The sequence below is a fragment of the Desulfovibrio cuneatus DSM 11391 genome (genome assembly GCF_000430005.1).
Taxonomy (GTDB): domain Bacteria; phylum Desulfobacterota; class Desulfovibrionia; order Desulfovibrionales; family Desulfovibrionaceae; genus Frigididesulfovibrio; species Frigididesulfovibrio cuneatus.
In genome coordinates this window covers 24,821-43,985 of the sequence record NZ_AUCY01000023.1, presented here as the reverse complement: position 1 = coordinate 43,985, position 19,165 = coordinate 24,821, and the positions used below count along the sequence as shown (strand labels likewise).

Below are 19,165 nucleotides of genomic sequence, written 5' to 3'. Positions count from 1 at the left end.
AGGCAACCCCAAACGCAGTTTTGCAATGGTTTCGCATAAGGAAGAAAGGGAAAACGTAGGCCAGCTCTTGCCAAAAGGCAAGCCTTTGTTTGCAGGGCATGACTTGTGCGGGCATTACCTTGCCAAGTGGCCAGTTATTGACTATTATATGATGAATACATTCTTAAGCAGGAGAATCCCATGAGTACTGATATGAACAGCAACAGCAAAACTTTTTTGGGTGTTGCAGAAAAGTCTACCGCGCTGACCAACGCCTACTTGCGTTCCGTGTATAACTGGATGGCAGCAGGCCTTTTGATTACTGCCATTATGGCCTATTCCGTGGTTACCGTACCCGCCCTTGCGGCCATAGTGTTCTCCAGCAAATGGACGTTTTACGGGCTTATCATTGCCCAGGTGGCCCTTGTGTTTACCATTAGCGGGGCTATTCAGCGCCTTTCTGCCGGGGCTGCCACAGGTATTTTCCTGCTGTACAGCGCCCTGAACGGGGCAACCCTTTCCGTGTTGCTGCTGGTGTACACCTCCACTTCTGTGGTGCAGGCCTTTGTAACGGCTTCCGGCATGTTTGTGGCCATGAGCCTGTATGGCCTTATTACCAAACGCGACCTGACCTCCATTGGCAGCTTTTGTATGATGGGGCTTTTTGGCATTATCATTGCTTCCATTGTGAACATGATTTGGCCTTCCACCATGATGAACTTCATCATTAGCTGCGTGGGCGTTGTTGTGTTCCTTGGGCTGACAGCTTACGACACCCAGCGCTTGCGGGCCATGGGTGAAAGCGCACCGGAAGGCGACGCCACTGCCATGCGCCGCGGCGTTATTCTGGGTGCGCTTACCCTGTACCTTGATTTTATCAACCTGTTTATTATGTTGCTGCGTCTTACTGGCGACCGCCGCTAGGGAAAACGCCCAGTTATTCCGTTTGGCGGCGTTGCTTTGCTTCCTTTTTCCGCTCGGGCTTCGTGAAGGTGTGCGGGCAGCAAAGCTACCCGCACCCTCCGCCTCGCCGCAGGAGCGAAAAAAAAGAGCGGTTACAGACATTCTGTAACCGTTCTTTTTATTTTGGGGTTCAAAGGGCATCATGCCCTTTGCAGGGGGTAAGGGGGACAGCGTCCCCCTTATTTTCTAGTGATGGGCTTCACCTTCGGCAACGTTATCCGCCAAATTACGGTAGGGGGATATTTCCCGCAGGCGTTCAATAATGCCGGGCAGGGTTTTGATTACTCCATCCACTTCCGCTTCGGTGTTATAGCGTGAAAGGCTGAGGCGCAGTGACCCGTGGGCAAAGGTAAAGGGCACGCCCATGGCCCGCAGCACGTGGGAAGGTTCCAGGCTGCCGGAAGTGCAGGCAGAACCGGAACTGGCGCACACGCCGAACTGGTCCAGCAGCAGCAGAATGGCTTCACCTTCCACATACTTGAAGGAGATGTTGGTGGTGTTGGGCAGGCGGTGGGTGCGGTCGCCGTTAATAATGGATTCCGGCACAGCGGCCAGCAGGGCATTTTCCAGCTTGTCGCGCAGGCCCTTTACCACGGTGTTTTCCTGGTCAATGTGCTTGGCTGCCAGGGCGCAGGCCGCGCCAAGGGCCACAATGTTGGGCACAGCTTCCGTGCCGGCCCTTCTGCCGCGTTCCTGGTGGCCGCCGCGCAAAAAGGTGCGGAAAGGGGCCCCGCGGCGCACATACAAAGCTCCAATGCCTTTGGGGGCATGCAGCTTGTGGCCGGAAAGGCTTAAGTAATCAATGGGCATGTTTTTCAGGTCCAGGGGAATTTTGCCCACGGCCTGCACAGCGTCGGTATGGAACAGGATGCCGCGTTCACGGCACATGTTGCCAATTTCCTTAATGGGGTAAATAACGCCCGTTTCGTTGTTGGCATACATAACGGAAACCAGGGCCGTGTCCCGTGTGAGGGCGGCCTTCAGTTCATCCATGTTCAGGTTGCCTTTGGCGTCTACCCCCAGGAAGGTAACCCGGTAGCCCTTTTTTTCCAGGTGCTGGCCAAGGGCAAGCACGGCGGGGTGTTCCACGCGGGTGGTCACGAAATGGCGTTTTTCGGGCTGTGCTTCCAGGGCGGCAAGAATGGCGGTGGAGTCACTTTCCGTACCGCAGGAGGTGAAGATAATTTCTTCCGGCACCCTGGCACCCAACAGGTCTGCCACCTGCTGGCGGGCTCTATCAACCGCTTTGCCCACAACGCCGCCAAAGGTGTGCATGCTGGAAGGGTTGCCGTATTGCTCTTTCAAAAAGGGCAGCATGGCATCCAGCACTTCCGGGGCAACGCTTGTGGTAGCGTTGTTGTCCATGTATATAACGCGGCTCATGACGTAACCTCCTGCACGGTAAGATCTGGGTCCACCTGGTCGCGCAGGGTTTGCTGCACAAACCCTTCAATGGTCAGGCGGCTGGAAGGGCAACTGGTGCACATGCCGCGCAGGGCAACGAGGACTTTTTTGCCGTCAATATCGATAAGTTCAATGTCGCCGCCGTCCTGGTTCAGGCGCGGGCGAATAATTTCATCCAGCACGGACATAACGCGCTGCATACGCTGCACGTTGGAAAGCGGGGCGTTTTGCGGGGGCACTGTTTTGGGGCGCATGTCGGGAATAAGGGGCTTTTGGGGTGCACCTGTTTCCCCCGCCAGGGTGGCGCGCAAAATTTCGCCAATGTCTTCCAGGCAGTCGGCGCAGCCGCCGCCCGCTTTGGTGAAGTTGGTAATTTCTTCCACGCTGGTAAGGTTGTTTTCTTTCACGGCCTTAATAATTTGCTGGTCGGTAATACCAAAGCAACGGCACACCACGCGGCCTTCATGGCTGTGGGGCATGGCAGGTTCGCCGCGGTAGTTGCGTATGGCTGCTTCCAGCGCTTCCTGCCCCATAACGGAGCAGTGCATTTTTTCTTTGGGCAGGCCGCCCAGGGCTGCGGCAATGTCTTTGTTGGAAACGGCCAGGGCTTCGTCCAGGGTTTTGCCTTTAATCAGCTCGGTAAGGATAGAGCTGGAAGCAATGGCGCTGGCGCAACCAAATGTTTGGAAGCTGGCGTCCACAATGCGGTCGTTTTCAATTTTCAGGAACAGCTTCAGGGCGTCGCCGCAGGCAAGGCTGCCCACTTCGCCAATGGCATTGGCCCCTTCAAGAGCGCCCACATTTTTCGGATTCAAAAAATATTCACGAACTTTATCGGTGTAATCCCACATAACAGTTTCCTCCACCTTTTCCATGCCGGGGGATGGCTTGTGTGCATATACGGCAGTGCCGTGTTGGGTTGCTCCCGCCTGTGTAGGGCGGGGGTTGCTTCCATTTGAATGGCAACGGCTTTTGGGCCACGGGCCTGTGCCCGCAGCATGGCAAGCCGTTGCCATGAAATTTTGTGTGCACCCGGTTTGCTGGCTTTGCGGGGCCGCAGGGGCGCGTGCACTTTGGGGAACGCTGCCAAATGAAATACCGCAGCGTTTCTCTACTCTTACCCGCAGGCTTCCCTGCTTGTAAAGGGCTGATGCCCATTTCCCGTGCAGGAAAAAACAGAAACATGCACAGAAAGAAAATTTGCCCGTAAAAACTGCGCCGCAACAACCCTTACACCGCAATACCTTGCACTGTAGGGGAAGATATGAAAACGGGCAGACATAATTCTGGCTCATTGAACATAAGCACCTTGTCACCACGGGCAAGGGTTAAGGCCTCTTTTTTTTCATTTCAGGAAAAAAAGTGATACTCCGCTGCAACCCATGTAAGTTTTTTTCGCTTCCCGGCGCAATATGCTTGACACAGCCCAGCGCTTGCACTATTTTCACTCTTCCGAAAGGGCAGTTAGCTCAGCTGGTAGAGCATCGCCTTCACACGGCGGGGGTCACAGGTTCAAGTCCTGTACTGCCCACCAGCAATTTAAAGGGGTTACGACGTACAAGGTCGTAACCCCTTTTTTGTTTTAGAGTTTTGCCGCGCCTATGCCCACAGCCTATTAGGCATTGTCCTTCAGGTGCATATCCACATCCATGCTAGTATGCAGAACGCGAATTACGTCCAGGTAATGCGCAGAGCTTTTGAAGTAAATAACATGCATAACGGGCCGTGTTTTTTTGTTGTTTAACAAGGGCTCATTACGTGCTGTGCATCCTGCAAGGCTGGGTTTGTGTGAGGCTTTCCCGGTGGTCATGCCTTTTTTTGCACGCCCCACCGCCAGTTTTACCTACCCCCGGCTTGTCCACAGCACCAGTTTGGCTTGCAGTTCGTCAATATCAATGGGTTTGGTAATGTGGTCATTCATGCCAGCGGCAAGGCTTTTGTCCCTGTTTTCCTGCATGGCGTGGGCTGTCATGGCAATTATGGGCACGGTACGCATGGCTTTGCCTGCGCACCCAGGAAGCAGTAGCAATAAAAAAAGAGCAGCTATTTTTATTATATGGTGCATGGCGCGCACTCCTTTGGAGTTTCTGGAACAACCCCGTGGGGGTGGGGCGTCTTCCCTGCGGGAAGTCACGTTACGACTATTATGCGCTCGTCGTAAAAAAGAAGCACCCCCCAGCATAAGCATGTTGGAGGGTGCTTCTTTGATTCTTCATTACAGGCAATGGCTGCTATACTTCAAAATCCAACGCTTCACGGCTGGCCACCACAGCTTTCACAAAGGGCAGCACGGCCACGTGCAAAGGATGTTCTGCATAGGCGTGCAGGCCCGCAGCATTATCATGCACGGTGTGCAGCACCAGTTGGGCAGGCCGGGTGGAAGTGGGCAGCACTGTGTCGCTCATTTCCAGTTGCAGCAGTGAGGGAATCTTCCCGCGCAACTCTTCAATGCTGGCTTTTACTTTTGCCATGTTTTGCGCTGCGGATGCGCCTTCTGCTTCTTCTTTAAATGTCCACCAAACAATATGGTGCAGCATGTAAGCCCTCGTGTGTTGTGTGGGTTAGGAAAACGCTGACTAAATAGCTTTTTTCAAAGCTGCTAGCAATGTATCTACATTCTCTTTCCGGGCGGTGTGGCCCATAAGGCCAATGCGCCAAATTTTCCCGGCCAGGGGGCCAAGGCCCGCACCAATTTCAATGCCTTCTGCCAGCAATTTTGCCCGCACGGCAGCTTCATCCACGCCTTCCGGGCAACCCACAGCGTTGAGCATGGGCAGGCGGCATTCCGGGGCCACAGCCATGCGCAGGCCCATGGCTTCCAGCCCTTGCACAAGGTAGGCGTGCATTTCCTGGTGGCGTTTGAACACGGCTGGCAGGCCTTCCTGCAAAATAAGGTACAGGGCGGCATACAACCCATAGTTCATGTTAATGGGCGCTGTGTGGTGGTAGGCGCGGGTGTGGCCTTCCCAGTAATTGATAATAAGGGAGAGGTCCAGGTACCAGTTGGGCACCTTTGTTTTGCGGCTTTTGAGCTTGGCAATGGCTGCTTCAGAAAAAGATATGGGTGCCAGCCCAGGGGGGCAGGAAAGGCATTTCTGGGTGCCGCTATACAGGGCATCTGCCTGCCATTTGTCCATTGCAACGGGCATACCCCCAAGGCTGGTCACGCAGTCCACAAGGAACAGCGCGCCGTTTTCTTTTACCATGGGGCCAAGTTCTGCCACAGGGTTGCACACCCCGGTGGACGTTTCCGCATGAACCACCGCTACAATTTTGTAAGCTTTGGTGGCAAGTTTTTCTTTAACAGTCGCAGGTACCACAGGGGTGCCCCACGTAAATTCCAGCACGTCCACCTGGGCACCCAGGCGTTCTGCCACGTCTTGCATACGTTTGCCAAATACGCCGTTAATGAGAACAAGCACCGGGTCGCCATGTTCCACAAGGTTCACGAAGCAGGTTTCCATGCCAGCGGAACCTGTGCCAGACATGGGCATGGTTACCTGGTTTTTGGTGCCTGCAACCGTTTTCAACTGCTCCTTGATGGCGTCCATAATGGTAATGAAGTACGGGTCAAGGTGGCCAAGGGTGGGTTTTGCCAGGGCTGCATACACGGCGTCCGGTACGCAGGAAGGCCCAGGCCCCATAAGCAGGGTGGGGCGGATGTTGTCAAGCAGATTGGTCATGCTACACTCCTCCGGTTTTTGGGGGAACACAGGGAAACGCTGATTTGTTCAGTGTTTCCACAACGCGTGTGTTTCCGTGTGTCTTTTTACGCGGTTCAAAGACCAAAACCCGCCAATACAAAGAATTGACTTCTTATGTACCATAAGCGGGTTTTGTGCCTTTACCGAGCAAGCGAAGATTCGCCTGTTCGGGCATAAAGCTGAGTAATGGCAATTAATCAGCGGTTCCTACTGTTTGGGCTGGGCCTTTTCAATGGCTACCTTGTAACCGCGAATCTGGCTGCCAGTCATGCCTTTAATCACTTCATCTGCCATGTCGGTGGGAATTTCCACAAAGCAGAATTTTTCATGAATTTCAATGGCACCAATGCTGCGGCCCGGAATACCGGTTTCCCCGGCAATGGCCCCCACCAAATCGCGGGGTTCCACGTGCATTTTGCTGCCCACGTTGAGGAACAGGCGGCTCATGGGCACACGGGGGCGGCCTTTGGCGCCACGGGCACCACCATTGCGGTCAAAGCTGCCACGGTCGCCTTTATCGCCCCGGTCCGGGCGGCCTGGGCGTTCACCACGGTCTGGGCGGTCGCCACGGCCAAAACGGTCGTCTTTGTAGGTTGGCTTTGCATACAAGGGGTCTTCCTGGTTTTCCCCGTGGTCAAAGTTCTGCTGCATAAGCATTTTCAGCAGGGCCGCTGCCATGTCCATGGTGCTGTAATCGTCTTCCAGAAAGGGTTCAATAAGCGCCATTTGGCGTTCCAGCCCGCCGCCAGCCATGGTGGCGCGCACCTGGTCAAGCAAGCGGTTGGTTTTAATGGCGGTTACATCACGCAAGGTGGGCAACTGGCTTTGGTCAATGCGTGCTTTGGTGTAACGCACAATGTCGCGCAGTTTGAATTGTTCGCGCGGGGAAACAAAGGTAAATGCAGTGCCGCTACGCCCTGCACGGCCTGTGCGGCCAATGCGGTGCACGTAGTTTTCCACATCATTGGGAATATCAAAGTTGATAACGCATTCCACGTCGTCCACGTCCAGGCCGCGTGCGGCAACGTCTGTTGCCACCAGCACTTCAATGCCGCCGGAGCGAAAACGGGCCATAACCCTGTCGCGCTGGCCCTGGGCAAGGTTGCCATGCAGGCCGTCTGCCTGGTAGCCACGTGTTTGCAGGTTGGTGGTTACTTCGTCCACGCCGCGCTTGGTGGAACAGAACACCAACAGTTTACGGTAGTCGTGGGCGTCCAGCACGCGGAACAGGGCATCCATTTTAAGGTGGCTACGCACTTCAAAATATTGCTGTTCAATGCTGGGAACGGTGAGTTCCTTTTGGGTAATTTTAACATGCTCCGGGTTATTCAAGTACTTGCGGGCAAGGTCGAGAATGGCGGGGGGCATGGTGGCAGAAAAAAAGACAGTCTGGCATTCCTTGGTGGTTTTTTCCAGAATGGCTTCAATGTCGTCCCTAAAGCCCATGTCCAGCATTTCATCTGCTTCGTCCAGCACAGCCAAATGGGTTTGCTGTAGCTTAAGGGTGCCGCGTTGCAGGTGGTCCAGCACCCGGCCAGGGGTGCCCACCACAATCTGCGCGCCTTTGGCAAGGCCGCGGAACTGGCGTTCAATGGGTTGGCCGCCATACACTGGCAGCACAACAAGGCCACGCATGTGAACGGCAAGGTTGCCCAGCTCTGCGGCAACCTGAATGGCAAGTTCACGGGTGGGGCACAGCACAATGGCCTGGGTATGCTTGGCGCGCGCGTCTACGCGTTCCAGCATGGGAATGCCAAAGGCAGCGGTTTTGCCAGTGCCTGTTTGGGCCTGGCCAATAACGTCACGACCTTCCAAAAGGTGGGGAATGGCCTGCACCTGAATGGGGGAGGCTTCTTCAAACCCCATATCGGCAATAGCTTTCAAAACTTCTTTAGAAAGGCCGAGATCTTCAAAACGAATGCTCATTTACACAATCCTTAAAAAAACAGTGCCTGGCGGCAAAAGACCATAACCCGGCGCAAAAAGGGGCAGGAAGCAGGGCATGTACCCGCTAAACCTGCCGTGGCACCCCCAAAAAAACATGGATACGACCATGTTCGTATACAGGGCTGCCGCTGGCGAAAGGACCGCACCCAATGCAGGGGCGCGGCTGTGTCCATTGCGTTTATAAAGGCAGTGAAAGGGTTTGCCCAGGCTGCATTACCTTACAGCGGCATGCCGGGGCGCTTTGTTCCAAATGCTGTATAAACGCATCTGGCGTTTGAGCCAAGCGGGGGAATGTGCCATAATGCATGGGCACTGCCGCTTTTGCTCCTAACATTTTTGCGGCCATGGCGGCCTGGCGGCCGTCCATGGTAAATACATCACCAACGGGGAGCAGGGCAAGGTCTAAGGGGAACAGGGCCCCCCACGTGGCCATATTGGCGAAAATGCCCGTATCTCCTGAATGGTACAGGGTGTAGCCTGAAGGCAGGCGAACGATAAACCCTGTGGGGGCACCGGCTTCCGAGGTATGGAATGCTTCTGTCATGGTCACAAACGCGCCCTGCAAGGGCACGGTGCCACCAATGTTCATGCCAATACCATTGAAAAGGCTTTCCTGGGGAACACCCTTGGCCACCATCGCTTCGCTTGTGGTTACGGCACACACCAGTTTTGCGCCGTATTCGCGGCACAAAGCAACGGTGTCGCCAATGTGGTCACCATGCATGTGGGTAAGCAACACGTAGTCCGGCTTAGGTGAATCGGCTAGTGCCACAACGGCTTTTGGGTTGTTGGTGAAGAATGGGTCGATAACAAGGCTGCCGCCTTCCCATGCTACGTGGAAGTTGGAATGCCCATGCCAGGTAACGGTTTCGTTCATCCTTTACCCTCCTTTATCTTGCCAATTCATTTTGCTTTTTGCACTATACATCTTGACAGGTACAAGATGCAAGCGCTAGTATCCCCTGCTTGAGCGCGGTTAGCTCAGTTGGATAGAGCGTTGCCCTCCGGAGGCAAAGGCCATAAGTTCGAATCTTATACCGCGCACCATAAATTTCAAGGGGCTACCTGCAAGGGTGGCCCCTTTTTTTGTGGTTAATTTAATTAAATGCACATTGTGGTACAAATTTGGTACAAAACGCATGATTTCAACCTCTCTTTTTTTGAGAGCGGTGGATGGAATTATAAAAATTGCTCATACATTTTACAAGGAAACACTGATTAAAGGGCATTTGGGAAACGCGCAGTTATTTCGTTTGGCAAGGTCGGGGACATAGACTCTGTGCACGAGCTTTTTTTGAAGCAGGAGTGACAATTCTGCAGGAAAGCAGAATTGGGAACCGCCCAAAGGGCGGGAGCCAAAGGCGAGGCCCAGGACGTGCCGAGTCAACTCTTCTGTCTTCGGCTGTTTCAAAAAAAGCAAAGCAACGCCGCCAAACGGAATAAATCAGCGTTTCCACAAGCATTCTTTTGTAGTAAAAAAAGGGGGGATTACCCCCCACCTCTTATCTCTTCCCCCTAAAACACAAACGGCGAAACAAACCCTTCAAACAGCGGCAACGCTTTATCCTTTTCCGAAAGCACCGGGGGAATATCCGGCCAGGGAATAGCCAATGTCGGGTCATTCCAGCGGATGCCCCCTTCATGGCTCGGGCTATAGTAATTATCCACCTTATAATGAAACTCCGTGCCCGGCTCTAGGGTCATATACCCATGGGCAAACCCTTGGGGCACCAGGAACCGCGTGGCATTTTCCGGGGTAAGCACAGCAGTTTCCCACTGGCCGTAAGTGGGGGAACCCACCCGTAAATCTACCGCCACATCAAACACCGCCCCACGGGTAACCCACACCAGTTTTGTCTGGCTGGTGGGCTCCGTTTGAAAGTGCAGGCCGCGCAGCACTCCCTTTTCTTCTGAACGGGCGTGGTTATCCTGTACAAAGGGGTGAGCAAGGCCAAGGGGCTGGCGCCATTCTTCACGCCAGGTTTCCGCAAAAAAACCTCTGTGGTCGCGGTGCACGGCCGGGGTAAACAGCAAAAGCCCAGGAATTCGTGTTTCTGCTATGTTCATGGCATAATGACTTTTTTAAAAAAGGTGAATTATTCAAAGAAAATTCTTTGTAGAAGCAAGCTTCAGCCAGCTACACGGAACAGGAATAAAATGCCTCAGCTTATGCAAAAGAGCAAGATGTGGAGTATTTCTTTTTTTAGTGATGCCAATTCACCCGTTGCCAGGGTGGGGTGTAGCCTATAATACGCTTTGGACGTGACTTTTTTTCTCGTTTCGCTTGACTTTTTCCCCTAAAGGACTTCTTGATGGTACCGATAGGGACCAATACGGGGATTATGTGGCTATGGATACTCCATCTTACTATACACGCCAAATGTTGCTGCAATACGGCAAGCAACTGGCAACAACAAGGCGACTTGCCCGCATGGGCGGGGGGCTTGGCGTTGTTACGCCGCCGCAACAGCGCGAAGCTGCCCACCAACGCTCCCTAACGGTGGAACGGGTGGCCCGCGAAATTACAGACAATCTGATTTTTTCCGGAAGTGATAATTTGATTGTTCGGCAGGTATTGGAAGAGCTGGAGCAGGAAACAGGGGCAACCCATACGTTCCGTTTTTCCCCCACAGGCATGGAAGTGCATATTTTGCGCAACACAGAAGCAGGGGGAGAAGTGGAACTTGTGGGAGAAGACAAAGCCCGTTTACTGGCAACCCTTTGGCAGGTGGCACTACGAGTAGTAGACGCCACCATGCTGTAATTGTGTTGCCACAGGGTCTTTTTTCCCCTATTCTGGCGGGAATGGAAAGCCGGGAGGCTAGAACATGAACATTAAAAACATTCAGCATGGTAGCATAGACCTGTTGCTTAACAAGGTTGAGGCTAAACCTGCTGCAAGACTAAGCGAACGCGCCATTGAGGCATTTAATGCCCCGCGCCAGGGCGACCGCATTAGCCTTTCAGGGGAAGCCAAAGTGCGTACCGTAGCGCTGAACGCAGCCAGCCAAGCCCCGGACGTGCGCAGAGACAAGCTCAACGCCATTCGGGAACGGGTTGCTGCGGGGGAATATGTGGTGGACAGCCACACTATTGCCCAGCGGTTACTGGAGGAAGATACACAACTGCGCCAAACACTTCAGGAGTAACTTATTTATACCTGCCGTGTTCCTTTGGTGCTGGCCTCTGGTTCACCCCGGCGGCGTGCGTTTTTCGAAGATATGGGCCTTCCTTTTCGTGTTCTGCTTCCCCCTGCGGGGGCAGAACCGCTTCCGGAAAAGGACGAAAGCCCCATGCTGTTCGCTGTGCGTGCGGCATGCCTCAAAGCATTCAGCCTTGTCCCTGACTTATGTGGGGGCAAGGCCTTTGCTATTTCCAGCCATAATGCTGCTCTTTTCTGGCAGGCCATGGACCAGGGCACGGAGCAAACCACAGAACAGGCCCCGTCGCTCGCCCCGCTGCCCCCTTCCTTTATTCAGGCCACATGCTTTGCCAGGGCCATTCCTGCCCCCCAGGGCATGGCAGCCGCTGTGGTTGCCGCAGACACTGTAGTAGCCGTTGGCAGCCGTATTTTGGGCAAACCCGCCCACCCTGAAGAAGCCCTGGCCATGCTGCAAAGCCTTGCTGGCAAGGAACACGATGTGTTCAGCAGCGTAGCAGTGCTTTGCCCTGCTGGGGCTATTGCCTTTGCCGTGCACACCAAAGTGCGCATGGTGGCAGCCAGTACTGCAACCCTGCAACGCTATGTGGACACAGGGGAACCTGCCGACAAGGCAGGGGCCTATGCCATTCAGGGTATTGGCGCTTTTCTCATTGAATCCATTGAGGGCTCCTGGAGTAATGTGGTGGGCCTGCCCCTGGCGGAAACTATCACTGCGCTTCGTGCCTACCACGTTCTGGAATAACGAGGATACCGTGTACCATAACTGCTTGCTTTCCATTGCCCGTGTAGGCTTTGCCGGGAAAAGCCCCAAAGCCCCCGGCACTGTTGGCTCCCTGGTGGCCATTGTGCTGTGCCCCTTGCTGTTCATGCCCCTTTCCCTGCCCGGCAGGCTTCTTGCGCTGGCCTTTTTGTTCTGGCTGGGGGTGCACGCCGCAAGCGCAGCGGAAGAGATGCTGCAAAAGCCTGACGCTTCAGAAATTGTCATTGATGAATTTGTCGGCCAATGGCTGGTATGCCTGCCTTTTGCTCATCTGGGTTTTTGGAGCTATGCCCTGGCTTTTGGCCTGTTCCGGCTGTTCGACATCACCAAGCCCTGGCCTGTGAGCCGCTGTGAAGACTTCCCCGGTGGCCTTGGGGTTATGCTGGACGACGTCATGGCAGGCATTCTGGCCATGCTCTGCCTGGGGCTGGTCCATTTGCTGTAAACGCCCTCGCATTTTCGGCACTATAAAGGTTCGCCCTGCTCTGCAAAAGTGCAGAGCAGGGCGAACGGCATTCCTGCGCGGCGAGTTACCAAAATATAGGACTATAAGCTATGGTAGCATGTGGAAACAAGCGTTCCGTCGTCTGCCTGCCAGTGCCCGCTGGTTTCAAAATAGGAAAACACCGCCTGGGTGTTGGCGTCCACCGCTTTGCCTGTGCGCGTGTAAAACTCCCGCAACACCACCGCCATATTTTCCACCAACTGAAAAGCCGCCGCCTGGGGGTCTTCCCAAGGGCATTGCGCTTTCTTCCCAAAGGAAGTGAGCAACCCTTCCATTTCCTGCAAATAGGGCCGGGTCACCCCAAGCTCTTGTCCCAACGGGAATAGATTTTCAGATATAACCTTTAACCCCGCAGCGCACAAACCATACACCTGTTCATACGGTTGCCTGCTGCTTTCTTCTTCAAAATAATGCACTGCGTTGCAAAGCGCATCTGTTGACATAATGGAACTCATAACAGTATTACCTCTTGCTGTTAATGGAAACATGCCGGAGAGAGTGCGCTGTATGCCCTGTTGGCGTAAGGCTTGCCAGAAGCATTTATGCCCTGCAAGACTGCGCAAAAAAGTACACCAAGCATACACATGAACCCCAAACGATGCATGCACCCTATGCAATAACCTGTATAGTGTTTTAACATACATGGCAACGCATTATTTATCATTTGACAACTTTTCTTTCGCCATCTTTTCCTTGCCCAGAACTACGCAACGCAGTACACCTACAGGCACAGGGCACCAGTATGCTGCCGTTGCTCTGTGCGTAGCCAAAACAGCCATTACTCTCACAGCCATAGCGGTTCAGGAGCCTCCATGCCCGCATTCTCTTTTTTGCTTCTTCTCCTTCCCCTGCTTTGCATCACTCAAGGGTGTTCTTCCACCCCGGAAAAACCCCAACCCCGTGTGGTAAACCCCATGGGCCTTTCAGGCCAGCTTGCCCCGGAAGCGGAACGCGCATATTCCCAGGCTCGTGTGTTATGGCGCGAAAATTTAGTGTTGCGGGCTAAAGACGGCGAAGTGTGCCGCAACCCGCAAAAAGCAGTGGAACTGCTCAGCCGCACCATTACCCTGGAACCAGAATACACCCCGGCCTATGTCCGCCGGGGCATGGCCCAAAGCGACCTTGGCAAGTTTGATGCCGCCTTTGCCGATTTGAGCAAAGCCATCCAGCTTGCCCCCACAGCAGAACATTTTGCCGCTCGGGCTGCGGTTGCCCTGAAAGCGGGTAAAGCAGAAACGGCCCGGCGCGATATAACGCGCGCCCTGAAAGCAGACGACACAAAACCTGTGGTGTGGAACACCAAAGCTTTAGTGGAATTTGCCGATAGTAATACAGAAGAAGCGTGCGAAAGCTTGGCCAAGGCCTGTTCCCTGGGGGATTGTTCACGCCGCAATGCAGCACGCACTGAAGGCCTTTGTCCGTAACCGGGGGAAACTCCTGTACTGTGTGGCCCTTAACGCCGCGTGCCAACAAACAAACACACCTGCGCCCATTTCGTAGATTACACTGAAGACCACTGCAAAACTTCGTTTTGCCTGCTTTTTGGAGCGTCTTCCCAATGGACAAGCGCTTAAAGACTATTTTCAATAGTTTTATAAAGGGGACTGCAACATGCTGGAATTGAAACTACCCAAGCCCGCCCAAAAGAAAAACCCCGTTATTCTTTTGGGCATTGCTGCTGCGGTGCTGTGTGCTGTTGGGGGCGCTTTTTGGTGGAACGCTTCCAGCCAGGTAGTACTTGAAGGGGCACGCCTGAGTGAAGCCCGCCTTCCTGTTACTGCCGAAGCAGGTGCACGTGTAAGCGAAGTATTTGTCATTGAAGGCCAAACTGTTGCGCAGGGGCACCCCCTTTTCGCCCTGGCGGCGGAAGAGAAAGAGCGCATTTACGCTGAGGCCCAAACACGGTTGCTGGAAGCGGAAATGCAGACCCCCCCGGAAAAGTTGCGTTTAGTGCGGGCAAAAGCAGGCAAGAATGCAGGGCCTCTTACCCTTGGGGAACAGCTTGAGCAGCTCTTTCTGGATGAAAAAACAACACGAGCCAATGTGGCCACCCTGGCAGAAGCCGAAGCCAGGGCAGCCATTGCCCTGAACAGGGCTCAGATACAGCCACAAAACAAAAGGCCTGCCTCAAATGAAATGGCTGCCTTGGCAGCCGCCCATGAAAATGCCCGGCAAGAACTGGCCAGAAGCCGGGAAATGCTGGAAAAATTCAGCGGGGAGCGGGCCCAGCTTGAGCGGGATATGGGCTTAATACGCCAGGCCCAACAGCAGGAAAACATACCCGAAAAAACAGCCGTGGCCAGGGCCCAGGTGTATGAAGAACAACTGGCCAGGGTTGCGGAAGCAAAAGCGGCCCTGGAAGCCATGGTCATTATTACCCCTGCGGCAGGAACTGTACGCAATGTGCAGGTGAAAAACGGAAGCATTCTTGCCAATGGGGGCCTTGCCCTGGAAATTACCCCAGACAATGTTGCCTTACGGGCAGAGGGGCTGCTTTCCATGGAAGAGGCACGCAAAATAGCCACTGGTATGCCCTGCGAAATTACCGTGCCGGGGCACTCCCAAAAACACCTTGCCGGACAGGTGGATGACGTACGCCTTATTCCCATTGGGGGGGGGCGCACAAAAGAAGGCGAACCCACTATTGAATATAAATACCTTGTAACTACAAAAATTAACCAGGTTCCCCCGGAACTGGCCCCCCAGCTTTCCCAGTGGAGCCTGGAAAATATGCCAGTGGAAGTGCGTATTAACGTGGGCAAGCCCTTTGGTTCTTTTTTCCAATAATAGCGCACTCGCCAAGGAAGATTACCGGTAAATTTTACATTTTCCAAGCTTAAGGCACGTCTGCTTCGGCGCAAACCATAACGCCTTCACAAAAAGGCTGTTAGCACCCCCCAAGCAGCCTGCCACCACGGCTACAAGCACGAAGGAAGAGGAAGCGCAAAAAACATGCACTTCCTCTTCCTAAATTTCCCATACTTGTGGAAGGGGTTATTCGTCTTCGTTCACTTCAGAACGGAACTTACGGGAAAGGCGAAACACTACCACCTTGCGTGGGGGCAGCATAATAGATTCTTCCGTTTGGGGGTTGCGCCCCTTGCGTGCCTTTTTACTATACGCCTCAAACTTGCCAAGCCCGCTCACAAGCAACAAGTTGTCGCGCTTAATGGCTTCTTTTGTCAGTTGCAACAATGACTCAACAAGTTTTTTTACTTCGCTACGGTTGCGGGTAGTCTTGTCGTAAATCATGTCGATGACATCGGCTTTGGTCAGAGTTTTTTCGCTCATACACACTCCTCCAGCTAAGGGCGTTAAAGTATGCTGGCAATCGCTTGTGCCATGCGTTGCATTGCGGCATTGTCCGCATAGGGTTTGCCTGCCCAGTCTGGCAACCCATCGTTGTCAAAACGGGGAATAACATGAAAATGCAGGTGAAAAATAACTTGCCCGGCTGCACTGAAATTATTCTGCATAACGTTGAAACCCGGCGCATTGGTGGCTTTTTGTACGGCAGCCCCCACTTTGCGTAACGCTTGAAGCAACGCTTCGCCCTGACCGGGTGCAAGGTCAAGCAGCGTGGGGTAATGTGGCTTGGGCAACACCAAAGTATGCCCCGGCGCAATGGGATTAATGTCGAGAAAGGCCAGAACGTGCTGGTCTTCATAAATTTTGGCGCAAGGAATTTGCCCTGAAATAATGTTACAAAAAAGGCAATTCACTGCACTCATACAAACTCCATGCCCGCCACCTAGCCTGGCAAATAAAATTGCAAAAAAAAGCAGAAAGCGCTATTAAGCCTTGTTCATATGCTTGTTTCCCGGTATGCAACCTAGAAGATCTGCAAAGGCAGCATCAGGCTCACGCACCGCAACAAAACCACGCAATACACTTTACCTATGCTTTTACGGGAAATAAACGAGATAATCAAGTATGTTTTCATTTCTTATAGATAGAAGAGAACGTGGCGGGCTTCTTTTTCGGCATCCTGAAGCCACAGCCACGAAAGAAATCGTTTACCCGGTTTTTATACCCTATGCAGGGTGCCCTACCCGTTGCCTGTTTTGCGCCCAAGACATACAAACAGGAAAAGGGGAGCAAAGTGTTGCAAACGCTCTGGCAGAGGCGGAATACAACCTCGTGCGCCGGCCAGCCCACTTGCCCCTGCCTGAACTGGCTTTTTATGGTGGCACCTTTACCGCCTTGCCACACCACCAGCTTGAACAGTGCCTGCAATTTGCCAGCACCATGCTGGCCCAGGGAAAAGTTCACTCTGTGCGCTGCTCCACCCGGCCAGACTGCATTAGCCCTGAAATTTTGCACCAGCTTGCCAAGGCCGGGGTGGCAACAATTGAACTTGGCATTCAAAGTTTTGCTGGCCCGGCTCTTGAAGTGTCACAACGCGGGTATTCCCCGCAAGTGGCTCTGGAAGCGGCCAGGGCCATAACAGCCACTTCCATGCGCCTTGGCATTCAGCTTATGCCAGGTATGCCGGGGCAAACATTTTCCCATGCCCTGGAAGATGTGCGCCTGTGTACAGAACTCAAGCCGGACTTTGTACGCCTGTACCCCTGCCTTGTGCTCAAGGGGACTGCCCTGGAGCAGGCTTGGCTGCGCGGTGAATACCAGCCATGGGAAATGGGCCAAACCGTTTCCTTCCTGGCGGAAGCATGCCTTGCCCTGTGGCGTGCACACATTGCTGTGGCCCGCATCGGGCTTGCCCCGGAAGAGAACCTGGACACAGCCGTGCTGGCAGGGGCTTTTCACCCTGCCCTTGGTTCCCAGGCCCGTGCCCTGGCCCTGCATACCCACATACGCACCCAGTTGCTCCACAACCCGGCGCTGGCCGCCCACCAGGGCAAAGATTTCACCCTGCATGTGCCACAGCGCTATTCCGGCCAGTTTTGGGGCCATAGGGCCGATTTGGAAGAGGCCTACACCGCTCTTGGGCTTTGCCGCCAGCGCATTCAGTTTTGGGACATGCCTTATTTTTCCTTACAATATAACAATGCCAGCCCGGTGCCGCCATGTGCCACCGCCCACAGCCCCACCCCTGCCCCAAGGGGCAGTATGGGCCGGGCTGCACGCCGCCGGGCACGCCGCCTTGGAGAACACAATGGAAGATGATTACAAAAGCCGATCACAAAAAAAAAGGGAAAGTACAACCTTGCAAAAAATGGGAGAAGAGCTTGCCATGCTTGCCCCCAGCGTATGGCACAGGCTGCCCCTTTCCCCAGACCTTTTGGCTGCCCTGGAAGAGCATGCAAGCATGAAAGGGCATGAAACCAAGCGCCGCCACATGCAATACATTGGACGGGTCATGCGTGAACACCCAGACCCGGAAGGCCTTCTTGCTGCATTTGCTGCGGAAAAAGACGGCCAGCACGCCAATGCCCGTGCCTTCCACCACCTGGAAGACTTACGGGCCAAACTGCTGCACGCGGAAGAAGCAGAACGCGAAACCGCCGTGCAAGAAACCCTTGCCCGCTTCCCTGGGGCAGACGCTGCCAAACTAAAACATCTGGTACAGGGAGCAATGGGCGAGAAGCAAAACAAACGCCCGCCGCGCTTTGCAAGAGAACTGTTCCGCTTCCTGCGTGCAGCAGAAGAAAACACACAAGCACAAGAACAGGAATAAACAAGCAACCCTGTTGCCCTTTCCCTAAAGCCGACGGCAGTCGCGAGCGTAGCGAGCCGTGAAGCGACAAGGTGGGGCAAAGGCGGCTTTGCCGCCGAAGCATGCAGCCCACCGAAGGAGCGGAAGGATGTCCGAAAAGCAAAACAAACGCCCGCCGCGCTTTGCAAGAGAACTGTTCCGCTTCCTGCGTGCAGCAGAATAAAACACACAAGCACAAGAACAGGAATAACTGGCTGCGCTTTTTGAAAAATGGTGCTTACACAAACAAAAGCCCCCGCAACACACCATGGTTGCGGGGGCTTTAAACATTATGTACAGGGCAGGCGGAGCTACTTACTTACCACACGTCGCGTTGCCACCAGCTTGGGGGCCCAATATTTTGAACTCATGCTGTCTTCACGCACAGTGTCGCCCTTGCGGGGGCTGTGCACAAACTTGCCGTCGCCCGAGTAAATACCGGAATGGTACCCACGCCGGTTGGAAATTTTAAAGACTACCAGGTCGCCCGGTTTCAACTGGGAAGCAGGAACCGCCTTGCCAGCGCTCATTTGCTCCTGGGAAGTACGGGGCATATTTATGCCATGCTGACCATAGGTCCAGCACACCAGCCCGGAACAGTCAAACCCGCGGCTGGGGTTGTTGCCCCCTGCCCGGTAGGGTACGCCAATGTTGGACAAAGCTGTTTTGGTAATGGCTTGGCCGCTGGCAGAACCTTTGCCCACGGGCGCAGTGGGGGAAGGCAGCTTGGCACAGCCCACAGCAAAAAGCATAAGACCCAAGGAAAGGGCCAGGGCAAAGCGTCCTGTAAGCATACGAACACATTGGGGAAAGTATTTTTGATGAAAAAACATAAGTTCTATCCTACTGCGCAACTATTTTCTTGTCAACACTCCCTTGGGCACAAGAGCCATTCAAAGGGCTTTTTCGACAAATTGATGAGATATTGTATGCCGTACAGAAACAGGCCTAATTCCATTTCCAAGGAGGGAACGCGTAAAAAGTTTGAAGCGACCTTTTACGTTGAACAGCCGTAACCAGCGGCACAAGTACTGTACAACCCGCATTATTATGCATGAACAATGCCACATTGGCAAAATCCCTT

The 19,165-nt window shown here is 53.9% G+C and carries 21 protein-coding genes and 2 tRNA genes; 11 read left to right on the top strand and 12 right to left on the bottom strand.

Annotated features, from left to right (window positions below; all coding sequences use genetic code 11):
- Window positions 1-192 precede the first annotated feature (192 nt).
- On the top strand, window positions 193-903 hold the full coding sequence (locus G497_RS0107220; protein WP_051257933.1) for a Bax inhibitor-1/YccA family protein: 711 nt from the start codon (window positions 193-195) through the stop codon (window positions 901-903).
- A gap of 225 nt (window positions 904-1,128) precedes the next feature.
- On the opposite strand, the gene nifS is transcribed toward G497_RS0107220, so the two are convergent.
- Both nifS and nifU read right to left on the bottom strand, forming a co-directional pair.
- Window positions 1,129-2,325 carry a cysteine desulfurase NifS gene (gene nifS, locus G497_RS17190; protein WP_034637089.1) on the bottom strand — a complete coding sequence of 399 codons (1,197 nt, stop codon included), beginning with the start codon at window positions 2,323-2,325 and terminating at the stop codon, window positions 1,129-1,131.
- On the bottom strand, window positions 2,322-3,197 hold the full coding sequence (gene nifU, locus G497_RS0107210; protein ID WP_027187645.1) for a Fe-S cluster assembly protein NifU: 876 nt from the start codon (window positions 3,195-3,197) through the stop codon (window positions 2,322-2,324). The genes nifS and nifU overlap by 4 nt, the downstream gene beginning before the upstream one ends.
- Before the next feature lie 607 nt (window positions 3,198-3,804).
- Between nifU and G497_RS0107205 the strand changes: the two genes are divergently transcribed.
- Window positions 3,805-3,880 (top strand) — tRNA-Val (locus tag G497_RS0107205).
- A 309-nt stretch (window positions 3,881-4,189) separates the two neighbouring features.
- Here the strand turns inward: G497_RS0107205 and G497_RS20580 are convergent.
- The 5 genes from G497_RS20580 to G497_RS0107170 form a co-directional block, all read right to left on the bottom strand.
- Window positions 4,190-4,411 carry a response regulator gene (locus G497_RS20580; protein WP_027187643.1) on the bottom strand — a complete coding sequence of 74 codons (222 nt, stop codon included), beginning with the start codon at window positions 4,409-4,411 and terminating at the stop codon, window positions 4,190-4,192.
- Between the two features lie 166 nt (window positions 4,412-4,577).
- Window positions 4,578-4,883, bottom strand: a complete 306-nt coding sequence (locus G497_RS0107190) for a Dabb family protein (RefSeq protein WP_027187642.1) — start codon at window positions 4,881-4,883, stop codon at window positions 4,578-4,580.
- A 39-nt stretch (window positions 4,884-4,922) separates the two neighbouring features.
- Complete coding sequence (locus G497_RS0107185; RefSeq protein WP_027187641.1) at window positions 4,923-6,029, bottom strand: pyridoxal-phosphate-dependent aminotransferase family protein; 1,107 nt, start codon at window positions 6,027-6,029, stop codon at window positions 4,923-4,925.
- A 228-nt stretch (window positions 6,030-6,257) separates the two neighbouring features.
- Window positions 6,258-7,976, bottom strand: coding sequence for a DEAD/DEAH box helicase (locus tag G497_RS0107180; protein WP_027187640.1), 1,719 nt, complete (start codon window positions 7,974-7,976; stop codon window positions 6,258-6,260).
- A 199-nt stretch (window positions 7,977-8,175) separates the two neighbouring features.
- Entirely contained in the window at window positions 8,176-8,874 is a 699-nt protein-coding gene (locus tag G497_RS0107170) for a metal-dependent hydrolase (protein ID WP_027187639.1), read from the bottom strand.
- Between the two features lie 93 nt (window positions 8,875-8,967).
- Between G497_RS0107170 and G497_RS0107165 the strand changes: the two genes are divergently transcribed.
- Window positions 8,968-9,044, top strand: a tRNA-Arg gene (locus tag G497_RS0107165).
- 468 nt (window positions 9,045-9,512) lie between these two features.
- Here the strand turns inward: G497_RS0107165 and rfbC are convergent.
- On the bottom strand, window positions 9,513-10,064 hold the full coding sequence (gene rfbC / locus G497_RS0107160) for a dTDP-4-dehydrorhamnose 3,5-epimerase (RefSeq protein WP_027187638.1): 552 nt from the start codon (window positions 10,062-10,064) through the stop codon (window positions 9,513-9,515).
- 283 nt (window positions 10,065-10,347) lie between these two features.
- Between rfbC and G497_RS0107155 the strand changes: the two genes are divergently transcribed.
- From G497_RS0107155 to G497_RS0107140, 4 genes are all read left to right on the top strand, one after another.
- Window positions 10,348-10,761: a DVU0524 family FlgM-associated protein gene (locus G497_RS0107155; RefSeq protein WP_027187637.1), complete on the top strand. Its 414-nt coding sequence runs from the start codon at window positions 10,348-10,350 to the stop codon at window positions 10,759-10,761.
- A gap of 64 nt (window positions 10,762-10,825) precedes the next feature.
- Complete coding sequence (gene flgM, locus G497_RS19100) at window positions 10,826-11,146, top strand: flagellar biosynthesis anti-sigma factor FlgM (RefSeq protein ID WP_051257930.1); 321 nt, start codon at window positions 10,826-10,828, stop codon at window positions 11,144-11,146.
- A gap of 3 nt (window positions 11,147-11,149) precedes the next feature.
- Window positions 11,150-11,902, top strand: coding sequence for a Maf family protein (locus tag G497_RS0107145; protein WP_027187636.1), 753 nt, complete (start codon window positions 11,150-11,152; stop codon window positions 11,900-11,902).
- Between the two features lie 10 nt (window positions 11,903-11,912).
- Window positions 11,913-12,365: a phosphatidylglycerophosphatase A family protein gene (locus tag G497_RS0107140; RefSeq protein ID WP_027187635.1), complete on the top strand. Its 453-nt coding sequence runs from the start codon at window positions 11,913-11,915 to the stop codon at window positions 12,363-12,365.
- A gap of 101 nt (window positions 12,366-12,466) precedes the next feature.
- Here the strand turns inward: G497_RS0107140 and G497_RS0107135 are convergent, their stop codons facing one another.
- Complete coding sequence (locus G497_RS0107135) at window positions 12,467-12,868, bottom strand: hypothetical protein (RefSeq protein WP_156907982.1); 402 nt, start codon at window positions 12,866-12,868, stop codon at window positions 12,467-12,469.
- A 369-nt stretch (window positions 12,869-13,237) separates the two neighbouring features.
- Here G497_RS0107135 and G497_RS0107130 point away from each other — a divergent pair, with 369 nt between their 5' ends.
- Both G497_RS0107130 and G497_RS0107125 read left to right on the top strand, forming a co-directional pair.
- The gene (locus G497_RS0107130) at window positions 13,238-13,849 is read left to right on the top strand and encodes a tetratricopeptide repeat protein (protein ID WP_027187633.1); all 612 of its coding nucleotides are present in this window, start codon (window positions 13,238-13,240) and stop codon (window positions 13,847-13,849) included.
- A 187-nt stretch (window positions 13,850-14,036) separates the two neighbouring features.
- Entirely contained in the window at window positions 14,037-15,212 is a 1,176-nt protein-coding gene (locus G497_RS0107125) for an HlyD family secretion protein (RefSeq protein WP_027187632.1), read from the top strand.
- A 207-nt stretch (window positions 15,213-15,419) separates the two neighbouring features.
- Here the strand turns inward: G497_RS0107125 and G497_RS0107115 are convergent, their stop codons facing one another.
- Together G497_RS0107115 and G497_RS0107110 are read right to left on the bottom strand one after the other, a co-directional pair.
- On the bottom strand, window positions 15,420-15,716 hold the full coding sequence (locus G497_RS0107115) for an HU family DNA-binding protein (RefSeq protein ID WP_027187631.1): 297 nt from the start codon (window positions 15,714-15,716) through the stop codon (window positions 15,420-15,422).
- 23 nt (window positions 15,717-15,739) lie between these two features.
- Window positions 15,740-16,156 (bottom strand): HIT family protein, encoded by a 417-nt coding sequence (locus tag G497_RS0107110; RefSeq protein ID WP_027187630.1) that lies wholly within the window; start codon window positions 16,154-16,156, stop codon window positions 15,740-15,742.
- Window positions 16,157-16,358: 202 nt separating this feature from the next.
- Between G497_RS0107110 and G497_RS17180 the strand changes: the two genes are divergently transcribed.
- Window positions 16,359-17,552, top strand: coding sequence for an elongator complex protein 3 (locus G497_RS17180; protein ID WP_051257928.1), 1,194 nt, complete (start codon window positions 16,359-16,361; stop codon window positions 17,550-17,552).
- Window positions 17,434-18,063: a ribosome biogenesis factor YjgA gene (yjgA, locus tag G497_RS20340; protein ID WP_342663659.1), complete on the top strand. Its 630-nt coding sequence runs from the start codon at window positions 17,434-17,436 to the stop codon at window positions 18,061-18,063. The genes G497_RS17180 and yjgA overlap by 119 nt, the downstream gene beginning before the upstream one ends.
- Window positions 18,064-18,392: 329 nt before the next feature.
- Here the strand turns inward: yjgA and G497_RS17175 are convergent, their stop codons facing one another.
- The gene (locus G497_RS17175) at window positions 18,393-18,875 is read right to left on the bottom strand and encodes a C40 family peptidase (RefSeq protein WP_084516091.1); all 483 of its coding nucleotides are present in this window, start codon (window positions 18,873-18,875) and stop codon (window positions 18,393-18,395) included.
- Window positions 18,876-19,165: the final 290 nt, after the last annotated feature.

Coding starts and splice junctions, on each gene's coding strand:
- G497_RS0107220 (WP_051257933.1), top strand. CDS start 193: ATGAACAGCAACAGCAAAACTTTTTTGGGTGTTGCAGAAAAGTCTACC.
- nifS (WP_034637089.1), bottom strand. CDS start 2,325: ATGAGCCGCGTTATATACATGGACAACAACGCTACCACAAGCGTTGCC.
- nifU (WP_027187645.1), bottom strand. CDS start 3,197: ATGTGGGATTACACCGATAAAGTTCGTGAATATTTTTTGAATCCGAAA.
- G497_RS20580 (WP_027187643.1), bottom strand. CDS start 4,411: ATGCACCATATAATAAAAATAGCTGCTCTTTTTTTATTGCTACTGCTT.
- G497_RS0107190 (WP_027187642.1), bottom strand. CDS start 4,883: ATGCTGCACCATATTGTTTGGTGGACATTTAAAGAAGAAGCAGAAGGC.
- G497_RS0107185 (WP_027187641.1), bottom strand. CDS start 6,029: ATGACCAATCTGCTTGACAACATCCGCCCCACCCTGCTTATGGGGCCT.
- G497_RS0107180 (WP_027187640.1), bottom strand. CDS start 7,976: ATGAGCATTCGTTTTGAAGATCTCGGCCTTTCTAAAGAAGTTTTGAAA.
- G497_RS0107170 (WP_027187639.1), bottom strand. CDS start 8,874: ATGAACGAAACCGTTACCTGGCATGGGCATTCCAACTTCCACGTAGCA.
- rfbC (WP_027187638.1), bottom strand. CDS start 10,064: ATGAACATAGCAGAAACACGAATTCCTGGGCTTTTGCTGTTTACCCCG.
- G497_RS0107155 (WP_027187637.1), top strand. CDS start 10,348: ATGGATACTCCATCTTACTATACACGCCAAATGTTGCTGCAATACGGC.
- flgM (WP_051257930.1), top strand. CDS start 10,826: ATGAACATTAAAAACATTCAGCATGGTAGCATAGACCTGTTGCTTAAC.
- G497_RS0107135 (WP_156907982.1), bottom strand. CDS start 12,868: ATGTCAACAGATGCGCTTTGCAACGCAGTGCATTATTTTGAAGAAGAA.
- G497_RS0107130 (WP_027187633.1), top strand. CDS start 13,238: ATGCCCGCATTCTCTTTTTTGCTTCTTCTCCTTCCCCTGCTTTGCATC.
- G497_RS0107125 (WP_027187632.1), top strand. CDS start 14,037: ATGCTGGAATTGAAACTACCCAAGCCCGCCCAAAAGAAAAACCCCGTT.
- G497_RS0107115 (WP_027187631.1), bottom strand. CDS start 15,716: ATGAGCGAAAAAACTCTGACCAAAGCCGATGTCATCGACATGATTTAC.
- G497_RS0107110 (WP_027187630.1), bottom strand. CDS start 16,156: ATGAGTGCAGTGAATTGCCTTTTTTGTAACATTATTTCAGGGCAAATT.
- G497_RS17180 (WP_051257928.1), top strand. CDS start 16,359: ATGTTTTCATTTCTTATAGATAGAAGAGAACGTGGCGGGCTTCTTTTT.
- yjgA (WP_342663659.1), top strand. CDS start 17,434: ATGCCAGCCCGGTGCCGCCATGTGCCACCGCCCACAGCCCCACCCCTG.
- G497_RS17175 (WP_084516091.1), bottom strand. CDS start 18,875: ATGCTTACAGGACGCTTTGCCCTGGCCCTTTCCTTGGGTCTTATGCTT.